We start from the raw sequence: 15953 nt of genomic DNA, 5'->3' as shown, positions 1-15953 counted from the left end.
ATGCCGGAGGCCGGACAGGGGGCTTGCTTGATCAGATCCGTATGGATCGCATTTGCGGCTTCAATTGAGGTGGGGGCTTTGATATAAGAATCAAAAGCAGGGTGTGACAAATTTCATACTTTTGGGCCGCCTGAGGCGCTGGGCGCGCACGGCGAGATGCCAAGAAGACGAAGGGGGGAGCGGGCCGGGGCGTCCGGAATGGGCCGGGCGCCCCAGTAGTGAGCGAAGGCTCCCCGGCCGCGCAGCGGCTATTTGCCGAGCATGGCCTTGAGGCCGGCCAGGTGGGCCTGGGCAGTGAGCTTCTGGGTCTCGGGATCCGGCGGCCTGGCGTCCGGCCATTCGAGGTGTTCTTCGGGCAATTCGTCGAGAAAGCGCGAGGGCTCGCATTCGAGGGTCTCGCCGTAGCGGGTCCGGTTCTGGGCGTAGGTGATCAGCAGGGTCTGCTGGGCACGGGTCAGCCCGACATAGGCGAGCCGCCGCTCCTCCTCGATGGAATCGTCCTCCACGCTGACCCGGTGCGGCAGCAGCTCCTCCTCGAAGCCGACCAGGCAGACATGCGGGAACTCCAGCCCCTTGGCCGTGTGCAGGGTCAGTAGTTGCACGGACTCGTCGCCGTCCTGGGACTCCCGGTTGCGGTCGAGAATGTCCATCAGGCTGATGCGGTTGACGATATCGGCCAGGTCCATGGTCTGCGCGTCGTCTGCCTCGTCGTCGCCGTACTCCGCGGTGGTGTTGCCGCCACCCATGCGCCCGACCCAGTCGATGAACTCGCGCACGTTCTCCATGCGTCGGGTCGCGGCCCGCGGGTTGGAGCTGTTCTCCAGCAGCCAGGACTCGTAGTCGATGTCCTCGACCAGGGTGCGCAGCAAGGCGTCCGGCGCTTCGTCCTCGCCGCGGCGCTGGAAGCCGTCGACCCAGTCGGTGAAGCGTTCCAGGCGTGCCTGCGCCCGGGCGTCCATGTACTCGGACAGGCCGGCCCCGCGCGCGGCCTGCAGCAGCGAGGTGCCACGCTGGTTGGCGTAGTGGCCGAGTTTCTCCAGCGTCGCCGGGCCGATCTCGCGGCGCGGCACATTGACCACGCGCAGGAAGGCGGTGTTGTCGTCCGGGTTGGCGAGCAGGCGCAGATAGGCGACCAGGTCCTTGATCTCGGCCTTCTCGAAGAACGACTGCCCGCCACTCAGGCGGTAGGGGATGCCCTGCTCGCGCAGGAGCTTCTCGAACAACCGTGACTGGTGGTTGCTGCGGTAGAGGATCGCGAAGTCGCCCCAGCCCGCGTTCAGGCGAAAGCGCCGGCGCATCAGTTCGGAGACCACGCGCGCGGCCTCGGTGTCGGCGTCGGAGCAGCCGATCACCTCGATCTTCTCGCCCTCGCCGAGCGCACTCCACAGGCGTTTCTCGAACACATGCGGGTTGTTGGCGATCAGCGCATTCGCGGTATGCAGGATGCGGTTGGTGGAGCGGTAGTTCTGCTCCAGCTTGATCACCTCCAGGCGCGGGAAGTCCTGCTGCAGACGCGCGAGGTTTTCCGGGCGGGCGCCGCGCCAGGCGTAGATCGACTGGTCGTCGTCGCCGACCACCGTCAGGCCGTCACTGACGCCCACCAGCAGGCGCACCAGCTGGTACTGCGCGGAGTTGGTGTCCTGGTATTCGTCCACCAGCAGGTGGCGGATGCGGTCCTGCCAGCGGTTGCGCAGCTCGGTGTCCGCGCGCAGGCAGTCCACCGGGCGCTTGATCAGGTCGTCGAAGTCCACCGCATTGTAGGCGCGAAGGGCATCCTCGTAGCGCGGGTAGAGATTGGCCGCGGCGATCGCCTCCGGGGCGTCGCTCATCTGGCTGGCTTCATGCAGCGCCTCTTCCGGCGTCATCAAGTCGTTCTTCCAGCGGCTGATGTGGCCGATCAGGGCGTCGACCTCGGAGCCGGTATCGTCGCGGTAGGTGATCTCGCGCAGCAGCGAGCGGCAGTCGCCTGGATCGAGGATGGAGAAGCCTGCGCGCAGCCCGGCCGCGTCCAGTTCGCGGCGCAGGAAGTTCAGCCCGAAGGTGTGGAAGGTGGAGACGCCGAGCCCGCGCGCCTGTTCCTTCGACAGGCGTCCCTGGACGCGCTCGCGCATCTCGCGCGCGGCCTTGTTGGTAAAGGTGATCGCGACAATCCGGCGCGCCTCCAGCCCGCGCTGCTCGATCAGGTACGCGATCTTCTCGGTGATCACCCGGGTCTTGCCCGAGCCCGCTCCGGCCAGGACCAGCAGGGGGCGGTCCGTGGTGGTCACGGCTGCCTGTTGTTGCGGATTCAGGTCGGACACAGGGTTGCGACTTCCTTCACGAAAAGAGGGCGGCGCGTAAACTACCCCAGTGCGTGCGCCTCATAAAGTGTGACCGTCCCTGGAGTGCCCTTTGGCGGTCGGTATCACGGACCGAATCACGAAAGAGACAAGGAGCTCGCATGCATTTCACGCAATGCATTCCCGCCGCCCTGCTGATCCTGCTGGTGGCTCTGGGCTCGCTTGGCATCGCTGGTTGCGCCACTATGGAGGGGTTTGGCGAAGACGTGCAGGATGCCGGTGAATCCATTGAGCGACAGGCCGAAGACAACTCCAACTGACCCGACCCTGCGTCAGACGGGCCTGCCCCGGCTGACCCAGTTCGACTTTCATCAGCACCTCCTGGAGGTCCCGGGTCCGGCGGTGATCCTGTTTACCCGCCGGGGCTGCGGGGCCTGCAAGGTGATGGGCCGGGTGCTGGAGCAGTGGCAGGCCGAGCCCGAAGCGCCCGCCCTGTTCGTCGTCGATGCAGAGATGGATACCGCGCTGGTGCGCGAGTTCGAGGTCTTCCACCTCCCGGCCCTGTTCGTTTTCAATGCCGGTGCCTACCACGGCCGCCTCGAGGCCCCGCCACGCCTGCCGTTGCTGCTCGAGGCCCTCGCGGCCTGCCTGCAGCGCCCGCCCGAGGAGGCCCCGTGACCGAGACTATGATCGTCGATCGCGACTGGTGGCCGTCGGCCCAAGTGCTTGAGAGCCCGAACCAGGACGCACGCCCTGCGGGGATGGAGCCCGAGTTGATCGTCGTGCATGCCATCAGCCTGCCGCCGGGCACGTTCGGCGGGCCGCACGTGGCCGAACTGTTCCAGAACCGGCTCGACCCCGGTGCCCACCCCTACTTTGCGCAGATCGCCGATCTGCGCGTGTCCGCCCATGTGCTGATCGATCGGGCGGGGGTGGCGACCCAGTTCGTGCCGTTCTCCCGGCGGGCCTGGCATGCCGGCGCCTCGCAGTGGCGTGGCCGCGAGCGCTGCAACGATTTTTCCATTGGCGTCGAACTCGAGGGCACCGACGACGATCCGTTCACGCCGGTGCAGTACGCCGAGCTGGCCCGTTTGATCGGCTGGCTGCGCGAACGCTTTCCGGCCATTACCCCGGATGCGCTGGTGGGCCACTGCGACATCGCCCCCGGGCGCAAGACCGACCCGGGCCCGCATTTCGACTGGGCCTGGCTGGAGGCCTGCCTGAGCGAGGACACGGCATGATTGTGGATCTGTTGCGACACGGCGAACCGGAGGGCGGGCAGCGCTATCGTGGGCATGGCTGCGACGACCCGCTCAGCGCGCAGGGGTGGACGCAGATGGAACACGCGGTGCGTGATGATGACGGCTGGCAGGCGGTCGTTAGTTCGCCGATGCACCGGTGCCGGGCGTTTGCCGAACGCCTGGCGGACGAGCGTGACCTGTCCCTGCATCTGGAGCCGGACCTGCGCGAGGTCGGCTTTGGCGACTGGGAGGGACGCACACGGGTCGAGCTGCAGCGCGAACGGCCGGAGGAATACCGGGCGTTCTATGCCGATCCGGTGCATTCGCGGCCGGCCGGGGCGGAGCCGCTGGGCGCCTTTCGCCGGCGGGTGGAGGCGGCCTTCGAGACCACGGTCGGCGGCCAGCCGGTGGAACGAGTGCTGGTGATCGTGCACGCCGGGGTCATCCGTGCGTTGGTCGGCTGGGTGATGGGGGTGCCGGACGAGCGGCTGTTCCAGCTGGAATGCGAGTATGCGAGCCGGACCCGACTGCATCGGCATCCGACGCGCGGCTGGCGCGTGATCCACACCAACCGCCTGCCGTGATGTGCGGAGGACGCGTTCCGGTTTGCACGTATGCGCCGGAACGGGAGAACGTCTCCGCAAGGAACTAGCTGGCGCGGCTCTTGCGCTTGGGTACAGCCTTCACCGACAGGTAGTAGCCCTTGTCGAGGATCTCGAACAGGCGGTCGATGTTCGGGTGTTTGCCCGGGTTGGCGCGGGCATCGTCGGCATGGCTGCCGTACATCAGCAAACCGGAGTTGGCGGCCTTCGGGCCGATGCCGCCGTAGTCCAGCGCCAGCTGGTAGTAGATCTGCAGCGACAGGGTCTGGCCGTCCACGTTCTCGATGGTCGCGCTCGGGTTGTAGTCCTCGCCGAACAGTTCCAGGCGTTCGAGATTGCTGACGTCGGGCAGCTTCTTGGGCATGTCGGACTCCTCGAAAAGATGGCGGCATTATCGGGGCATGCCGGGGCCGGGACAACCGCCGACCGCTTCCTGGCCAGAGCCGCTGGGGGCGGCATGCTAAGATAGCTCCTTTTTTTGAAGGGGTAGCAGCATGCAGCAAAGCGCGTTTATGGAGGCCGCCCAGGCCGCCGCCGATGCCGCGGACAAGGTCATTCGTCACTACTACGCCGCCGGCGTCGATGTGGAGACCAAGCCCGACGACACGCCCGTGACGCGCGCCGACGTGGAAAGCGAACAGGCGATCCGCCAGGTGATCCGCGAGCGGTTCCCGGATCACGGCTTCTACGGCGAGGAAACCGGCCAGTCGGACATGGACTCCGACTATGTCTGGCTGATCGACCCGATCGACGGCACCAAGAGCTTCGTGCGCCGCTACCCGTTCTTCTCCACCCAGATCGCGCTGATGCACAAGGGCGATCTGATCCTGGGGCTGTCCAATGGCATGCAGTTCGGAGAGCGCGCCTGGGCGGAAAAGGGCCAGGGCGCCTACCTCAACGGCGAAAAGATTGCCGTCGCCCCGACCACCGAGCTGGGCCGCGCCTCGCTGTCCACCGGGAACCTGAAGACCCTCGCGCAGAACCCCGAAGGCTGGACGGCGCTGGGGGGGATCATGGCCGAGGTCAATCGCACGCGCGGCTATGGCGACTTCTACCACTACCACCTGCTGGCGCGCGGCAGCATCGATCTGATCATCGAGTCGGATGTGAATATCCTCGATATCGCGGCGCTGGCCGTGATTGTGCGCGAGGCGGGCGGGGCCTTCACCAATCTGTCTGGCGGCGAGCTGGACCTGCAGACCACCAACGTGCTGGCGGCCGCGACGCCGGAACTGCACCGCACGGCGCTGCAGCGCCTCGGCTGGAAGGGCTAGATCGGTCGATGATTGCGCACACGCCCGTCAGGTGGCGGGCGTGTGCCGGGTCCGGCGGGGTGAGTTAGCGCTGGGCGCCGTTCCCGTTTCCGTTCCCGTGGCCGTTCTCGCTGATCAGGCCATGGGCACGCAGCTTCTTGCGCAGCGTGGCGCGGTTGAGCCCCAGAAGCGCCGCCGCCCGGCTCTGGTTGCCGTTGCAGCGCTCCAGCACGCAGGCCAGTAGCGGGCGCTCGACCTCGTTCATTACGAGCGCATAGAGGTCGTGACTACTCTGCCCGTCCAGCGTCTCGAAATACTGGTCCAGCGCATTGCGCACCGACTCGGCGAGTACGCAGCCCGACGCGAGGTTGCCGGATGATACCGGTTCCCCGCTTTGTTCTTGTTCTAAAGAGGGTACGTCCATCCTCATGCGGCCTCGCTTGTGATTCCTGACAGAATGGCGCGCAGGCGCCCAAGCTGTTCACTAGCGGTAGTGGCGGCGAGAAGGGAAGCCCGTGCCGCCCGGGTTGGGTCCTCCCCGAGACCCATGTGCTGAAGATACCAGCCCAGGTGCTTGCGCGCGATACGCACGCCCTGCATTTCGCCGTATTGCGCATGCAATGCCTGCAAATGCTCCTCGATCAGCGCAAGACGCGCATCCCATGTCGGGTCGACTGGCACCGGTTCGCCGGCGAGGGCGGCGCGGATCTGGCCGGGTAGCCAGGGGCGCCCCTGTGCCCCGCGCCCGATCATCAGTCCGGTCGCGCCGGTGGTTGCGAGCGCCCGGCGCGCACTGTCGATGTCGACTACATCGCCGTTGGCCAGCACCGGGATGGAAACGGCGCGTACCACACGCGCGATGGCCTCGTAGTCGGCCGTGCCCCGATAGGCGTCGGCGCGGGTGCGCCCGTGCACGGTCAGCATCGCGATGCCGCAATCCTGCGCGATGCCCGCGATGGTCTCGGCGTTGATCCGCTCGCGATCCAGCCCCAGGCGCATCTTCAGCGTGACCGGGACCTCGACGCTTTCCACCAGTGCGGTCAGCAGCTCGCGTACCCGCTCCGGTTCCCCCAGCAGGGCCGAGCCTGCGGCCTTGCTGCAGACCTTCTTGGCGGGGCAGCCGAGGTTCAGGTCGATCACGTCCGCCCCGCGGCGCACGTTCTCGCGCGCGGCCTCGGCCAGCGGTTCGGGTTCGTTGCCCAGCAGTTGCACGATGCGCGGGCGGGGTTCCTGGCGGTGGTCCAGCCGGTGCCGGCTCTTGTCGCTGCCCCACAGGCGCGTGTCCGAGGTGACCATCTCCGAGACAGCCGCGCTCGCGCCCAGGCGCCGCGCGATCAGGCGCAACGGCCGGTCACTGACCCCGGCCATCGGGGCCAGGAACACGGGTGGGCCGGGGAAATGGTGGGGGCCGAGCTGCATGCGGGATTTCGAACCAGCAGGGTAAAACCCGAGAGTCTAGCAGCGTTGAGCGGGGCGGGGTCAGTGCAGCGTGATGTGGGCCCCGGTGATGTGCGGCCCGGTATCAGGTAATTCGATCTCGATCGCATAGCGGTGACCCGCCGCCATCGGTGCCTGAAGGTTGGCATGGCCGTCCGCCGGATGGAGTCGCCAATGGCCGCGGGGTGTCCCCAGTCGGTCCGACAGCCAAACGTCTATGACCGGCCATCCCTGTTGCAGTGGGCTTTCCAGCTCAAAGCGCATGGACAGGTCTCCCGCGTTGGCGAGGTGCAGGTCGGGGGAGGAGACGCGGATGCGTTCCGGTTCGCGCCCAGGTTCCCATGGCGGGCAGAGATCCTCGACCCGCGGGGTGGTACAGAGACTCGCCCGGGCGTCGTCCAGTCCGCTCCAGGCCCCCGGGGGCACCGGCGGCGCCAGCAGGAGTTGCAGGGCGAGGAGGGCGAGCAGCAGGAGGGCCAGAAAGGCAGCGAAGGCCCGCCCCGGGCGGCGTGTGGCCAGTGCCGTGGCCTGCCCGGGGCGGGTATCGATATCGAGGTCCAGTGCCTGGCGCCGGGGGCTGCGCTCGATATCCAGGGAGGCGGTGTGGCGCACCGCCGAGATGCCGGGGCCGGTTGCCCGTTCGCCGGCGCCGCCGATCTCGAGTGCCACGAACAGTGCAAAGTCCGCACCGCAGGCATCACAGTGTGCCCGGTCCAGTCGCAGTTCCTCGCCGCGGGTCAGGGTGTGGGTAACGCCACAATGGGGACAGCGGGCGAGCATCGCGAGGGGCTCCGGTCAGCCGTACCAGAAGACCGGTCGCGGGCGCATACGCTAGCGCCGGCGCCCGCTGAGCAGGGCCCAGCCCTCGCGGGTGTCCTCGATCCCGATGTCAAAGGCGTCCGCGTAGGCCGCCATGACCTCGTCGGCCTGGCGCTCCAGCAGGCCGGCCAGCAGCAGGCGCGCCCCCGGGCGAGCCGCACGGGCCAGTTCCGGGGCGAGGTCGATCAGGGGTTTGGCCAGGATGTTGGCGATCACCAGGTCAAAGCCCGCATCGGGTACCGGGTGGTCGGTCAGGCCGACCTCGATCCGGTCCTCGGAGATGTCGTTTGCCGCCGCATTGCTGTAGGTGGCCTGGACGGCCTGGCGGTCGATGTCGGTGCCCACTGCATGCCGTGCCCCCAGCTTCAGGGCGGCAATCGCGAGGATGCCGGAGCCGCAGCCGTAGTCGAGCACCTGCTGGTCGCGTGGCGGGTTCGCCGCCAGTGATTTCAGGCACATCGCGGTGGTCGGGTGATTGCCGGTGCCAAAGGCCAGGCCCGGGTCGAGATGCACGAACACGCCATCCTCGACGTCGGGCGGGGTCTCCCAGGAGGGCACGATCCACAGCGGGCCCCCGCAGTGGATGGCGCCCAGGCCATCGAGCCCCGCGCGCACCCAGTCCTGATCCTCGATCGCGACCACGGAGATGGATTCCGGCGCCGGCTGGAGTCGCTCCAGCGAGGCCGCGGCCAGCTCGGCCTGGGTGGCGTCGGCGAACACGGCCTTCAGGCACACGCTGGACCAAAGCGGATGGGTACCCAGCGGGGGCTCGAACAGCGGCTCGTCGGCGCCGTCGTGGAGCTCCACGCTGACGGCGCCAAGCTCGAACAGGGCATCCTCCAGGGGCTCGGCCTGCTCCGGGGCAATCTGGCACTGCAGCTCGGCGAGGCTCATCAGGTCAGCGACTTCAGCTTCTTCTCCAGGTAGTGGATATCGGTCCCACCGTTCTGGAAGTTCGCATCATTCATCAGCTCGCTGTGCAGGGCGATGTTGGTCTCGATCCCGTCGATCACGATCTCGCCGAGCGCGCCGCGCATGCGGGCGATTGCGATCTTGCGGTCAAACCCGTGGGCGATCAGCTTGCCGATCATCGAGTCGTAGTAGGGCGGCACCGCGTAGCCGTTGTAGATGTGGGTGTCCATGCGGATGCCGAGCCCGCCCGGGGCGTGATACTGCTGGATGGTGCCCGGGCTGGGGATGAACGTGGCCGGGTTCTCGGCGTTGATGCGGCACTCGATCGCGTGCCCGCGGATCTCCACCTGATCCTGGGTCAGGGACAGCGGTTCGCCCGCCGCGATGAGAATCTGTTCGCGCACCAGGTCGATACCGGTGACCTGCTCGGTCACCGTGTGCTCGACCTGCAGCCGGGTGTTCATCTCGATGAAGTAGAACTCGCCGTTCTCGTACAGGAACTCGAAGGTCCCGGCGCCGCGGTAGCCGATCTCCTGGCAGGCCCGCACCAGCCGCTCGCTCATGGCCTGACGCTGTTCGTCGGTGATGCCCGGTGCCGGGGCCTCCTCGATCACCTTCTGGTGGCGGCGCTGCATCGAGCAGTCGCGCTCGCCCAGGCAGATGGCGTTGCCGTGGCTGTCGGAGAGGATCTGGAACTCCACGTGGCGCGGGTGCTCGAGGTACTTCTCCATGTACAGGGTGTCGTTGCCGAACCCCTGCTGGGCCTCGCTGCGGGTCAGCGAGATCGAATGCAGCAGCGCGCCCTCGGTGTGCACCACGCGCATGCCGCGGCCACCGCCGCCCGCGGCGGCCTTGATGATCACCGGGTAGCCAATCTCGCGGGCCAGCGCCATGTTGGTGTCGGCGTCGTCGGTCAGCGCGCCGCCGGAGCCGGGCACACAGGGGACGCCGGCATCCTGCATCGCCTGCTTGGCCGAGACCTTGTCGCCCATCAGGCGAATCGTCTCGGCGCGCGGGCCGATAAAGGCAAAGCCCGAGGACTCCACGCGCTCGGCAAAGTCCGCGTTCTCCGACAGGAAACCGTAGCCGGGGTGGATCGCGCCGGCATCGGTGACCTCGGCCGCGGCGATCAGCGCGGGGATGTTCAGGTAGCTCTCGCCGGAGGCGGCCGGCCCGATGCAGACCGACTCGTCGGCCAGGCGCACGTGCTTCAGGTCGCGGTCGGCGCTGGAGTGCACCGCGACCGTCGCAATGCCCATCTCGCGGCAGGTGCGCAGGACCCGCAGGGCGATCTCGCCGCGGTTGGCGATCAGAATCTTTTCAAACATGCTCGGACCTGTAGGCAGCGAAGTCGGGGGGCGTCAGCCGATGATGAACAGGGGCTGGCCGTATTCCACCGGGTTGCCGTTCTCGACCAGGATGTCGCGGATGGTGCCGGCCTGGTCCGCCTCGATGGGGTTGAGCATCTTCATCGCCTCGATGATGCACAGCGTCTCGCCGACCTCTACCGTCTGGCCGACCTCGACAAAGGGCTTCGCGCCGGGACTCGGGGCACGGTAGAAGGTGCCGACCATCGGCGCGGTGACCGGGTGGCCGTCCACTTCCGGCGCCGCCGGTGCCGCGGCCTCGCCCGCCGGGGCGGCCGGGGCGGCGGCCGGTGCCGGGGCGGGCATCGCTGCCGGGGCGGCGGCCACGGCGGAGCCGCTCGGCGAACGGGTGATGCGCACCGATTCCTCGCCTTCGTGGATCTCGATCTCGTGGATGCCGCTCTCGTCGAGCAGATCGATCAGTTTCTTGACCTTGCGAATATCCATGGGGTGTCTATGACTCCTTGAGGGCCGCGATTGCCGCGTCCAGTGCCATCCGGTAGCCGATGACGCCGAACCCGCTCAGGGTGCCGGCGGCGACATCGGCCAGGCGCGAAGTATGACGAAACGCCTCGCGCGCGTGGATGTTGCTGATGTGAATCTCGTAAAACGGGATGTCGACGCCCAGCAGGGCGTCGCGCAGGCTTACGCTGGTGTGCGTCAGGCCGCCCGGGTTGATCAGGATGCGGCGTACGCCCTCGTTGCGTGCCGCATGGATGCGGTCGATCAGCTCGCCCTCGTGGTTGCTCTGAAAGCAGGCCAGGGTCTCCCCGGCGGCCTGGGCGTGCGCAGTCAGGTCGGCCTCGATGTCCGCCAGCGTATGGTGCCCGTACCGCTCCGGCTCCCGCTGTCCCAGCAGGTTCAGGTTGGGGCCGTTGAGTAGCAGGATAGAAGGCATGATGGGCGGAATCGGCAGCGATCCTGTCGTGAATGGACGCGATTGCACCAAAAATGGAAGGTGCATCGAATGAACGGGATTCTGCCGTACCGGTGGTGCGAGTGTCCAGCGAGACAGGCGTTTTTTGCCCGGGCTCGTGTGATGGGCGACTGCGATATGCCGATGGGTTGGGGCAGCCGTTCGAGCTTCGAGAGATTCCGGGCGAACGGTGCGTTTCGCAGGGCTCAACGCACCCTAGGTCGCGCCGATGTCACGGTAGGATGCCGATGAGCGCAGCGAATCGCATCAACGGCGGCCGGCGGGTGGCTCCAGGCGCAGGCCGCGGACCTCGCCCAGGGCGCCGCCGGCACGCAGGGCGGCGGCGAACGGGGACTGGCGCGCCGGTTCGCCGTTGATGCTCTCGATGGTGACGCCGCGGCGCTTCGGCAGCCAGCGGCTCCCGGCGAGCTGGCGGATCGCCTCGGTGACGAGGGCGGCGTGCTCCTCCGCGGTGTCGATGCCGGGGATGGTCTCCCAGACGAACAGCTGGCGGCCGGAGGCGGCCAGGTACAGCAGCGGCTGGCCGCCGGCCAGCGCGACCAGCGCCCCGGCCACGCGGCGCAGGCGGCCCTCGGCCGCTTCCGGCGGCTGTGGCCAGGGCAGGAGCTGGCCCCAGGGGTTGGCCGGGTCGACGCTGGCCAGCCACTGCGGTTCGGGGGTGTCGTCGGCCGCGCGTTCCAGGGCGCGCAGGCGGTCCACCGCGCCGGCGCGGGCGAACTGCGCGCCGGTCAGGCCCTCGACGAAGTGGCCGCGGCGCAGCTTGCCGGCGTCCTCCATCGCGCGGTAGACGGGATACACGCGCCCGAAGCCGCCGGGCAGGCCCTCGGCGCGGGCCATCTCGCGGCTGACCACACCGTAGCGGGCCAGCAGGTTCTCGGCCTGTTCGCGGGCGCGCTCGGTCAGCGACACGCCGGGGTCGATCAGCTCGGCGACTCGTGACCAGCGCCCGCCCGCCAGACCCTGTCCCGGGCGTCGCCGGCCGCGCGCGGAGGTCCTGCGCTGGCCCAGGCTGCGCAGCGGCGCGAAGGTGTCGTTGGTGATCTGCCCGGCCCAGACCAGGTCCCAGATCGCGGCCTCGATCGCGTCCTGGCGGGCATCCGGCTGCGCCGTCCGGGCCGCGCGTTCCAGCTCCAGGTAGAAGCAGGCGCCGCGCTGGTCCAGGGTGTCCAGGATCGCCTGCGCCAGCGGGTCGTCGCTGGCGGGGGTATCCGCGGCACCGGCCTCCGGTTCCAGCAGCACCATCGCCTGTTCGCGGCGCAGGAAGCGGACCCGCCCGTTGCGCTGGCCCAGCGCACCACTGCCCACCCAGACGAACTCCCCGGAGGCGGTGATGCGGTCGAGCGCATCCAGCGAGAAGTCGCGCACCCGCATCGGCAGTACGTGGGCGGTCCAGGCGGACCAGGGCAGGGCGATGCCCTCCAGTTGCGTCAGCGTGTCGCGCAGGGCGCCGGCCCCGCGTCCGGGTTCGGTCAGACCCTGCCAGGCCGGCAGGAAGCGGCCCAGTGCGCGGGCGTCCACCGCCGCCGCCTCGTCGCGCAGCCGCGCCAGGGTGCGGCGCTTCAGCCGCCGCAGGATGTCCAGTTCGCACCAGTCCTCGCCGGTGCCCTGCGGGCGGATCTCGCCGCGCAGCAGTACGCCGGCGCGCTCCAGGCTCTCGAGCGCCGGCAGCAGTGCGCCCGGCGCGAGGCCGTAGCGAGCGCCCAGGTCCTCGTTGCGGAAAGGTCCGTGGGTACGGGCGTAGCGGCGCAGCAGCTGTTCCAGCGGGCGCTGCGGCGGTTCCAGGAAGGCGGCGGGCAGGCCGGGCGGGGGCACCACGCCGAGGGCATCGCGGTAGAGCGCGGCGTCCTCGGCCGCGATCCAGCGCGACTCGCCGGCGATGCGCACCTCCACCGCGCGCAGGGACCGGGCGAGCTGTTCCAGCCACGGCCCCGGTGCCTCGGCACAGGCGGCCGCCACTTCGTCCGGGCTCAGGTCCCCGCGCCGGCGCAGCAGGTCGTGCAGGGCGTCGGCGTCCGGCACCCGGGTCGCCTCGGTGGCGTGCGCCAGCTCGGCCTCCAGCTCGGCCAGGGCCTCGGGGTCGATCAGTTCGCGCAGCTCGGCCTGGCCCAGCAGTTCGGCCAGCATGCCGCGGTCGAGCGTGAGCGCCTGGGCCTTGCGCTCGGCCATCGGCGCGTCCTGCTCGTAGATGTAGGCCGCGACATAGGCGAACACCAGGCTGCGGGCGAACGGGGAGGCCTGCGGCGTCTCCACCTCGTGCACGCGGATGCGGCGTTCCTGCACGCCGCGCAGGATCTGGCGCAGGGCGTCCAGGTCGAACACGTCGGCCAGCACCTGGCGGTAGGTCTCCAGCACCACCGGGAAGCTCGCGTACTCGCGCACCGAGGCCAGCAGCTGCTGCGACTTCAGGCGCTGCGCCCACAGCGGGGTGCGCTGGCCGGGGCGGTTGCGTACCAGCAGCAGGGCGCGTGCCGCGTTCTCGCGAAAGGCGCTGGCGAACAGCGTGGAGTTGCCCAGCTCGCGGGTGACCGCCTCCTCCAGCTCCTCCGGGTCGGGGAACAGGCTGTCCAGCTCGGGCAGGTCCTCGCTGTCGGCCAGGCGCAGCACGATGCCGTCGTCGGTGTACATCACCTGCACCTCGAAGCCGGAGCGGCTGGTCAGCGCGCTCTGCAGGGCCAGCGCCCAGGGGGCGTGCACGCGCGCGCCAAACGGGGTCAGGATGCAGACGCGCCAGTCGCCGACCTCGTCGCGGAAGCGTTCGACCACGATGCGCTGGTCGGAGGGCAGCTGTCTGGTGGCCTCGCGCTGCTCGTCGATGTAGTCGCTGAGGGTCTCGACCGCCGCCTCCGACAGTGGCGCGTGTTCCCTGAGCCAGGTCGTGCGTTCGGCGCGGTTCATGCGGGCCAGCCGCTCGGTCGCGGCGCCGATGGCCTGGCCGAGCTGGATCGGGCGGCCGGGGCCGTCGCCATGCCAGAACGGCAGCTTGCCGACCTCGCCGGGGGCGGGGGAGACGAGCACGCGGTCGCGGGTAATCGCCTCCACGTGCCAGGTGCTGGCACCCAGGGTCACGTTCTCGCCGGTCTTCAGCTCGAACACCATCTCCTCGTCCAGTTCGCCGATGCGCGGCCCGCCCTCGCCGACATGCACGCCGTACAGCCCGCGGTCGGGGATGGTCCCGGCGTTCAGGCGCGCGGCGAGAGCCGCTCCTCGGCGCGGGGTCAGCTCGTCGCGGGCGCGGTCCCAGGCGAGCCAGGGGCGCAGGTCGGCAAAGTCGGTGCTCGGGTAATGGCCGGAGAGCATGTCCAGCGTGGCCTCGAGCAGCGCCCGCGACAGCTCGCGCCAGGGCGCGGCGCGGCGGACCAGCGCGTGCAGCTCGTCCACCGTGCGCGGGCGTTCGCAGACCATCGCGACGAGTTGCTGGGCCAGCACGTCCAGCGGGTTGTGCGGGGCGTGGATCGGTTCCAGCGCGCCGGCCTGCATGCGCTCGCCGATCACCGCGCATTCGAGCAGGTCGCCGCGAAAGCGCGGCAGCAGCAGCGAGCGCGAGACCTGGCCCACGCCGTGCCCGGCACGCCCGGCGCGCTGCAGCCCACGGGCGACCGCGCCGGGGGATTCGACCATGATCACCAGGTCCACCGCGCCCATGTCGATGCCCAGTTCCAGCGAGCTGGTCGCGACGATGCCGCGCAGGCGCCCGGTCTTCAGCCGGCCCTCGATCTCGGCGCGGCGCTCGTGGGACACGCTGCCGTGGTGAGCGGCGACCAGATCCTCCACCGGTTCGGCATCCTCCGGCTGCTGCTCGCGCCAGGCCTCGTTGATGCGCTGGACCAGACGCTCGCACAGCCCGCGGCTGTTCACGAACACGATGGTGGAGCGGTGCTCCAGGATCGCGGCCAGCAGGCGCGGCTCCAGGCGTGCGGCGCGGTCGCCGCCAGCGGCGGGGAGCTGCCCGGTGCCCTGGCTGTACACCGCGCCGAGGATGGAGCCGGACGGGATCGGGCCGGACGAGGGGGTCGTCGTATCCGGGCCCTCGACGGTCGGCGCTGCGTGCGCGGCGGGCGGCTCCTCGGGGGCGAGGATCTCCAGGTCCAGGCGCGGGGGCTCGGCGGCGTCGATCACCTCCACCTCGCGGTCGCCGCCGAGGAAGCCGCGCGCCACCTCCACCGGGTGCACGGTGGCGGACAGCCCGATGCGCTGCGGGTCCTTGTCGCAGCGCTCGGCCAGGCGTTCCAGCGACAGGGCGAGATGGGCGCCGCGCTTGTTGCCGGCCAGCGCGTGCACCTCGTCGATGATCACCGTGTGGACGGATTCGAGGTTTTCGGCGGCCTTCGAGCCCAGCAGCAGGTACAGCGACTCCGGCGTGGTCACCAGGATATCGCCGGGTTCGCGCGCCTGAGCGCGGCGCTCGGCCTGCGGGGTGTCGCCGGTGCGGATATGGACCACTGGCTCGCGCGGGGCATCATCGCCCAAGCGCGCGGCGGTCTGCGCGATCCCGGTCAGCGGGGCGCGCAGGTTGCGTTCGATGTCGGTGGCCAGCGCCTTCAGCGGCGAGATGTAGAGCACCGAGTAGCCGCGACGGGCATCCGGGGCGGGCTCGCCGGTCAGGCGATCAATGGCGCTGAGGAAGGCGGCGAGGGTCTTGCCGCTGCCGGTGGGGGCGATCAGCAGGCAGTGATGGCCGGCCCGGATCGCGGGCCAGCCGCGCGACTGGATCGCAGTCGCCTGCCCGAAGGCCTCGCCGAACCAGGTATCGGTCGCGGGGCGAAAGGGCGTGACCGGCATCGGCTCGGGCGTAGCGGGTCAGGCGTGGCCGACGGTGGTGTCGGTGGTGGCGTGGAAGTAGTCGCTGTCGCGCGCCAGCTCGTCAATCAGCTCGTGCAGCATGGTCAGACGGCTCTCGGCGTCCGCGAACGGGGCGCAGTCCTCGCACAACGGATCGCCGCAGGGCTGGCGGCTGTACAGCCAGAAGTGCACGGCACCGGCCAGCAGGCCGTCGGCGACGTCGCCGGTCTCGGTGGCCTGGCCGTCATCGGCGAGCCGGTTCGCCAGCTCGATCAGGTGCTGGGCGGCGTTGTTGTAGGTCTGGTCGGCGGTGTCGTTCATGGGATC

At 69.5% G+C, this 15953-nt stretch carries 16 protein-coding genes; 5 read left to right on the top strand and 11 right to left on the bottom strand.

Going from position 1 to position 15953, the window contains the following annotated elements; genetic code table 11:
* Positions 1–248: 248 nt before the first annotated feature.
* Complete coding sequence (locus F466_RS0100365; RefSeq protein ID WP_018993192.1) at positions 249–2300, bottom strand: UvrD-helicase domain-containing protein; 2052 nt, start codon at positions 2298–2300, stop codon at positions 249–251.
* A gap of 140 nt (positions 2301–2440) precedes the next feature.
* On the opposite strand from F466_RS0100365, the gene F466_RS0100360 reads away from it, so the two are divergent.
* The 4 genes from F466_RS0100360 to F466_RS0100345 are packed head-to-tail and all read left to right on the top strand — an operon-like array spanning position 2441 to position 4104.
* The gene (locus F466_RS0100360) at positions 2441–2599 is read left to right on the top strand and encodes an entericidin A/B family lipoprotein (RefSeq protein ID WP_018138949.1); all 159 of its coding nucleotides are present in this window, start codon (positions 2441–2443) and stop codon (positions 2597–2599) included.
* A 31-nt stretch (positions 2600–2630) separates the two neighbouring features.
* Complete coding sequence (locus F466_RS0100355) at positions 2631–2957, top strand: co-chaperone YbbN (RefSeq protein ID WP_081601210.1); 327 nt, start codon at positions 2631–2633, stop codon at positions 2955–2957.
* Complete coding sequence (ampD, locus tag F466_RS0100350) at positions 2954–3520, top strand: 1,6-anhydro-N-acetylmuramyl-L-alanine amidase AmpD (RefSeq protein WP_018993191.1); 567 nt, start codon at positions 2954–2956, stop codon at positions 3518–3520. The genes F466_RS0100355 and ampD overlap by 4 nt, the downstream gene beginning before the upstream one ends.
* Positions 3517–4104, top strand: a complete 588-nt coding sequence (locus F466_RS0100345; protein ID WP_018138952.1) for a histidine phosphatase family protein — start codon at positions 3517–3519, stop codon at positions 4102–4104. Before ampD ends, F466_RS0100345 begins: the two co-directional genes overlap by 4 nt.
* A 64-nt stretch (positions 4105–4168) precedes the next feature.
* Here F466_RS0100345 and F466_RS0100340 read toward each other — a convergent pair whose 3' ends face one another.
* Complete coding sequence (locus F466_RS0100340; protein WP_018174875.1) at positions 4169–4486, bottom strand: DUF2322 family protein; 318 nt, start codon at positions 4484–4486, stop codon at positions 4169–4171.
* Positions 4487–4616: 130 nt separating this feature from the next.
* Here F466_RS0100340 and F466_RS0100335 point away from each other — a divergent pair, with 130 nt between their 5' ends.
* Positions 4617–5396, top strand: a complete 780-nt coding sequence (locus tag F466_RS0100335) for an inositol monophosphatase family protein (RefSeq protein ID WP_018993190.1) — start codon at positions 4617–4619, stop codon at positions 5394–5396.
* A gap of 64 nt (positions 5397–5460) precedes the next feature.
* Here the strand turns inward: F466_RS0100335 and F466_RS0100330 are convergent, their stop codons facing one another.
* The 9 genes from F466_RS0100330 to F466_RS0100290 all read right to left on the bottom strand — a co-directional run bounded on the left by F466_RS0100330 (position 5461) and on the right by F466_RS0100290 (position 15947).
* Complete coding sequence (locus tag F466_RS0100330) at positions 5461–5799, bottom strand: helix-turn-helix domain-containing protein (protein ID WP_018174873.1); 339 nt, start codon at positions 5797–5799, stop codon at positions 5461–5463.
* 2 nt (positions 5800–5801) lie between these two features.
* On the bottom strand, positions 5802–6794 hold the full coding sequence (dusB, locus tag F466_RS0100325) for a tRNA dihydrouridine synthase DusB (protein WP_018138956.1): 993 nt from the start codon (positions 6792–6794) through the stop codon (positions 5802–5804).
* Between the two features lie 60 nt (positions 6795–6854).
* Positions 6855–7592 (bottom strand): hypothetical protein, encoded by a 738-nt coding sequence (locus tag F466_RS0100320; RefSeq protein ID WP_018993188.1) that lies wholly within the window; start codon positions 7590–7592, stop codon positions 6855–6857.
* Between the two features lie 51 nt (positions 7593–7643).
* Entirely contained in the window at positions 7644–8525 is an 882-nt protein-coding gene (gene prmA / locus F466_RS0100315; RefSeq protein ID WP_018993187.1) for a 50S ribosomal protein L11 methyltransferase, read from the bottom strand.
* Positions 8525–9871: an acetyl-CoA carboxylase biotin carboxylase subunit gene (accC, locus tag F466_RS0100310; protein WP_018138959.1), complete on the bottom strand. Its 1347-nt coding sequence runs from the start codon at positions 9869–9871 to the stop codon at positions 8525–8527. Before accC ends, prmA begins: the two co-directional genes overlap by 1 nt.
* A 33-nt stretch (positions 9872–9904) precedes the next feature.
* Entirely contained in the window at positions 9905–10357 is a 453-nt protein-coding gene (gene accB / locus F466_RS0100305; protein WP_018138960.1) for an acetyl-CoA carboxylase biotin carboxyl carrier protein, read from the bottom strand.
* 7 nt (positions 10358–10364) lie between these two features.
* Positions 10365–10808 (bottom strand): type II 3-dehydroquinate dehydratase, encoded by a 444-nt coding sequence (aroQ, locus tag F466_RS0100300; RefSeq protein ID WP_018993186.1) that lies wholly within the window; start codon positions 10806–10808, stop codon positions 10365–10367.
* 285 nt (positions 10809–11093) lie between these two features.
* A complete protein-coding gene (locus tag F466_RS0100295; RefSeq protein ID WP_018993185.1) occupies positions 11094–15626 on the bottom strand; it encodes a DEAD/DEAH box helicase in 4533 nt (1510 codons plus the stop codon).
* Positions 15627–15644: 18 nt separating this feature from the next.
* On the bottom strand, positions 15645–15947 hold the full coding sequence (locus tag F466_RS0100290; RefSeq protein ID WP_018993184.1) for a hypothetical protein: 303 nt from the start codon (positions 15945–15947) through the stop codon (positions 15645–15647).
* Positions 15948–15953 lie beyond the last annotated feature (6 nt).

This window comes from Thioalkalivibrio sp. ALgr1 (genome assembly GCF_000378285.1).
Taxonomy (GTDB): domain Bacteria; phylum Pseudomonadota; class Gammaproteobacteria; order Ectothiorhodospirales; family Ectothiorhodospiraceae; genus Thioalkalivibrio.
Note: the sequence above shows the minus strand (reverse complement) of the source record. Positions and strands in the feature narration are given on the sequence as shown.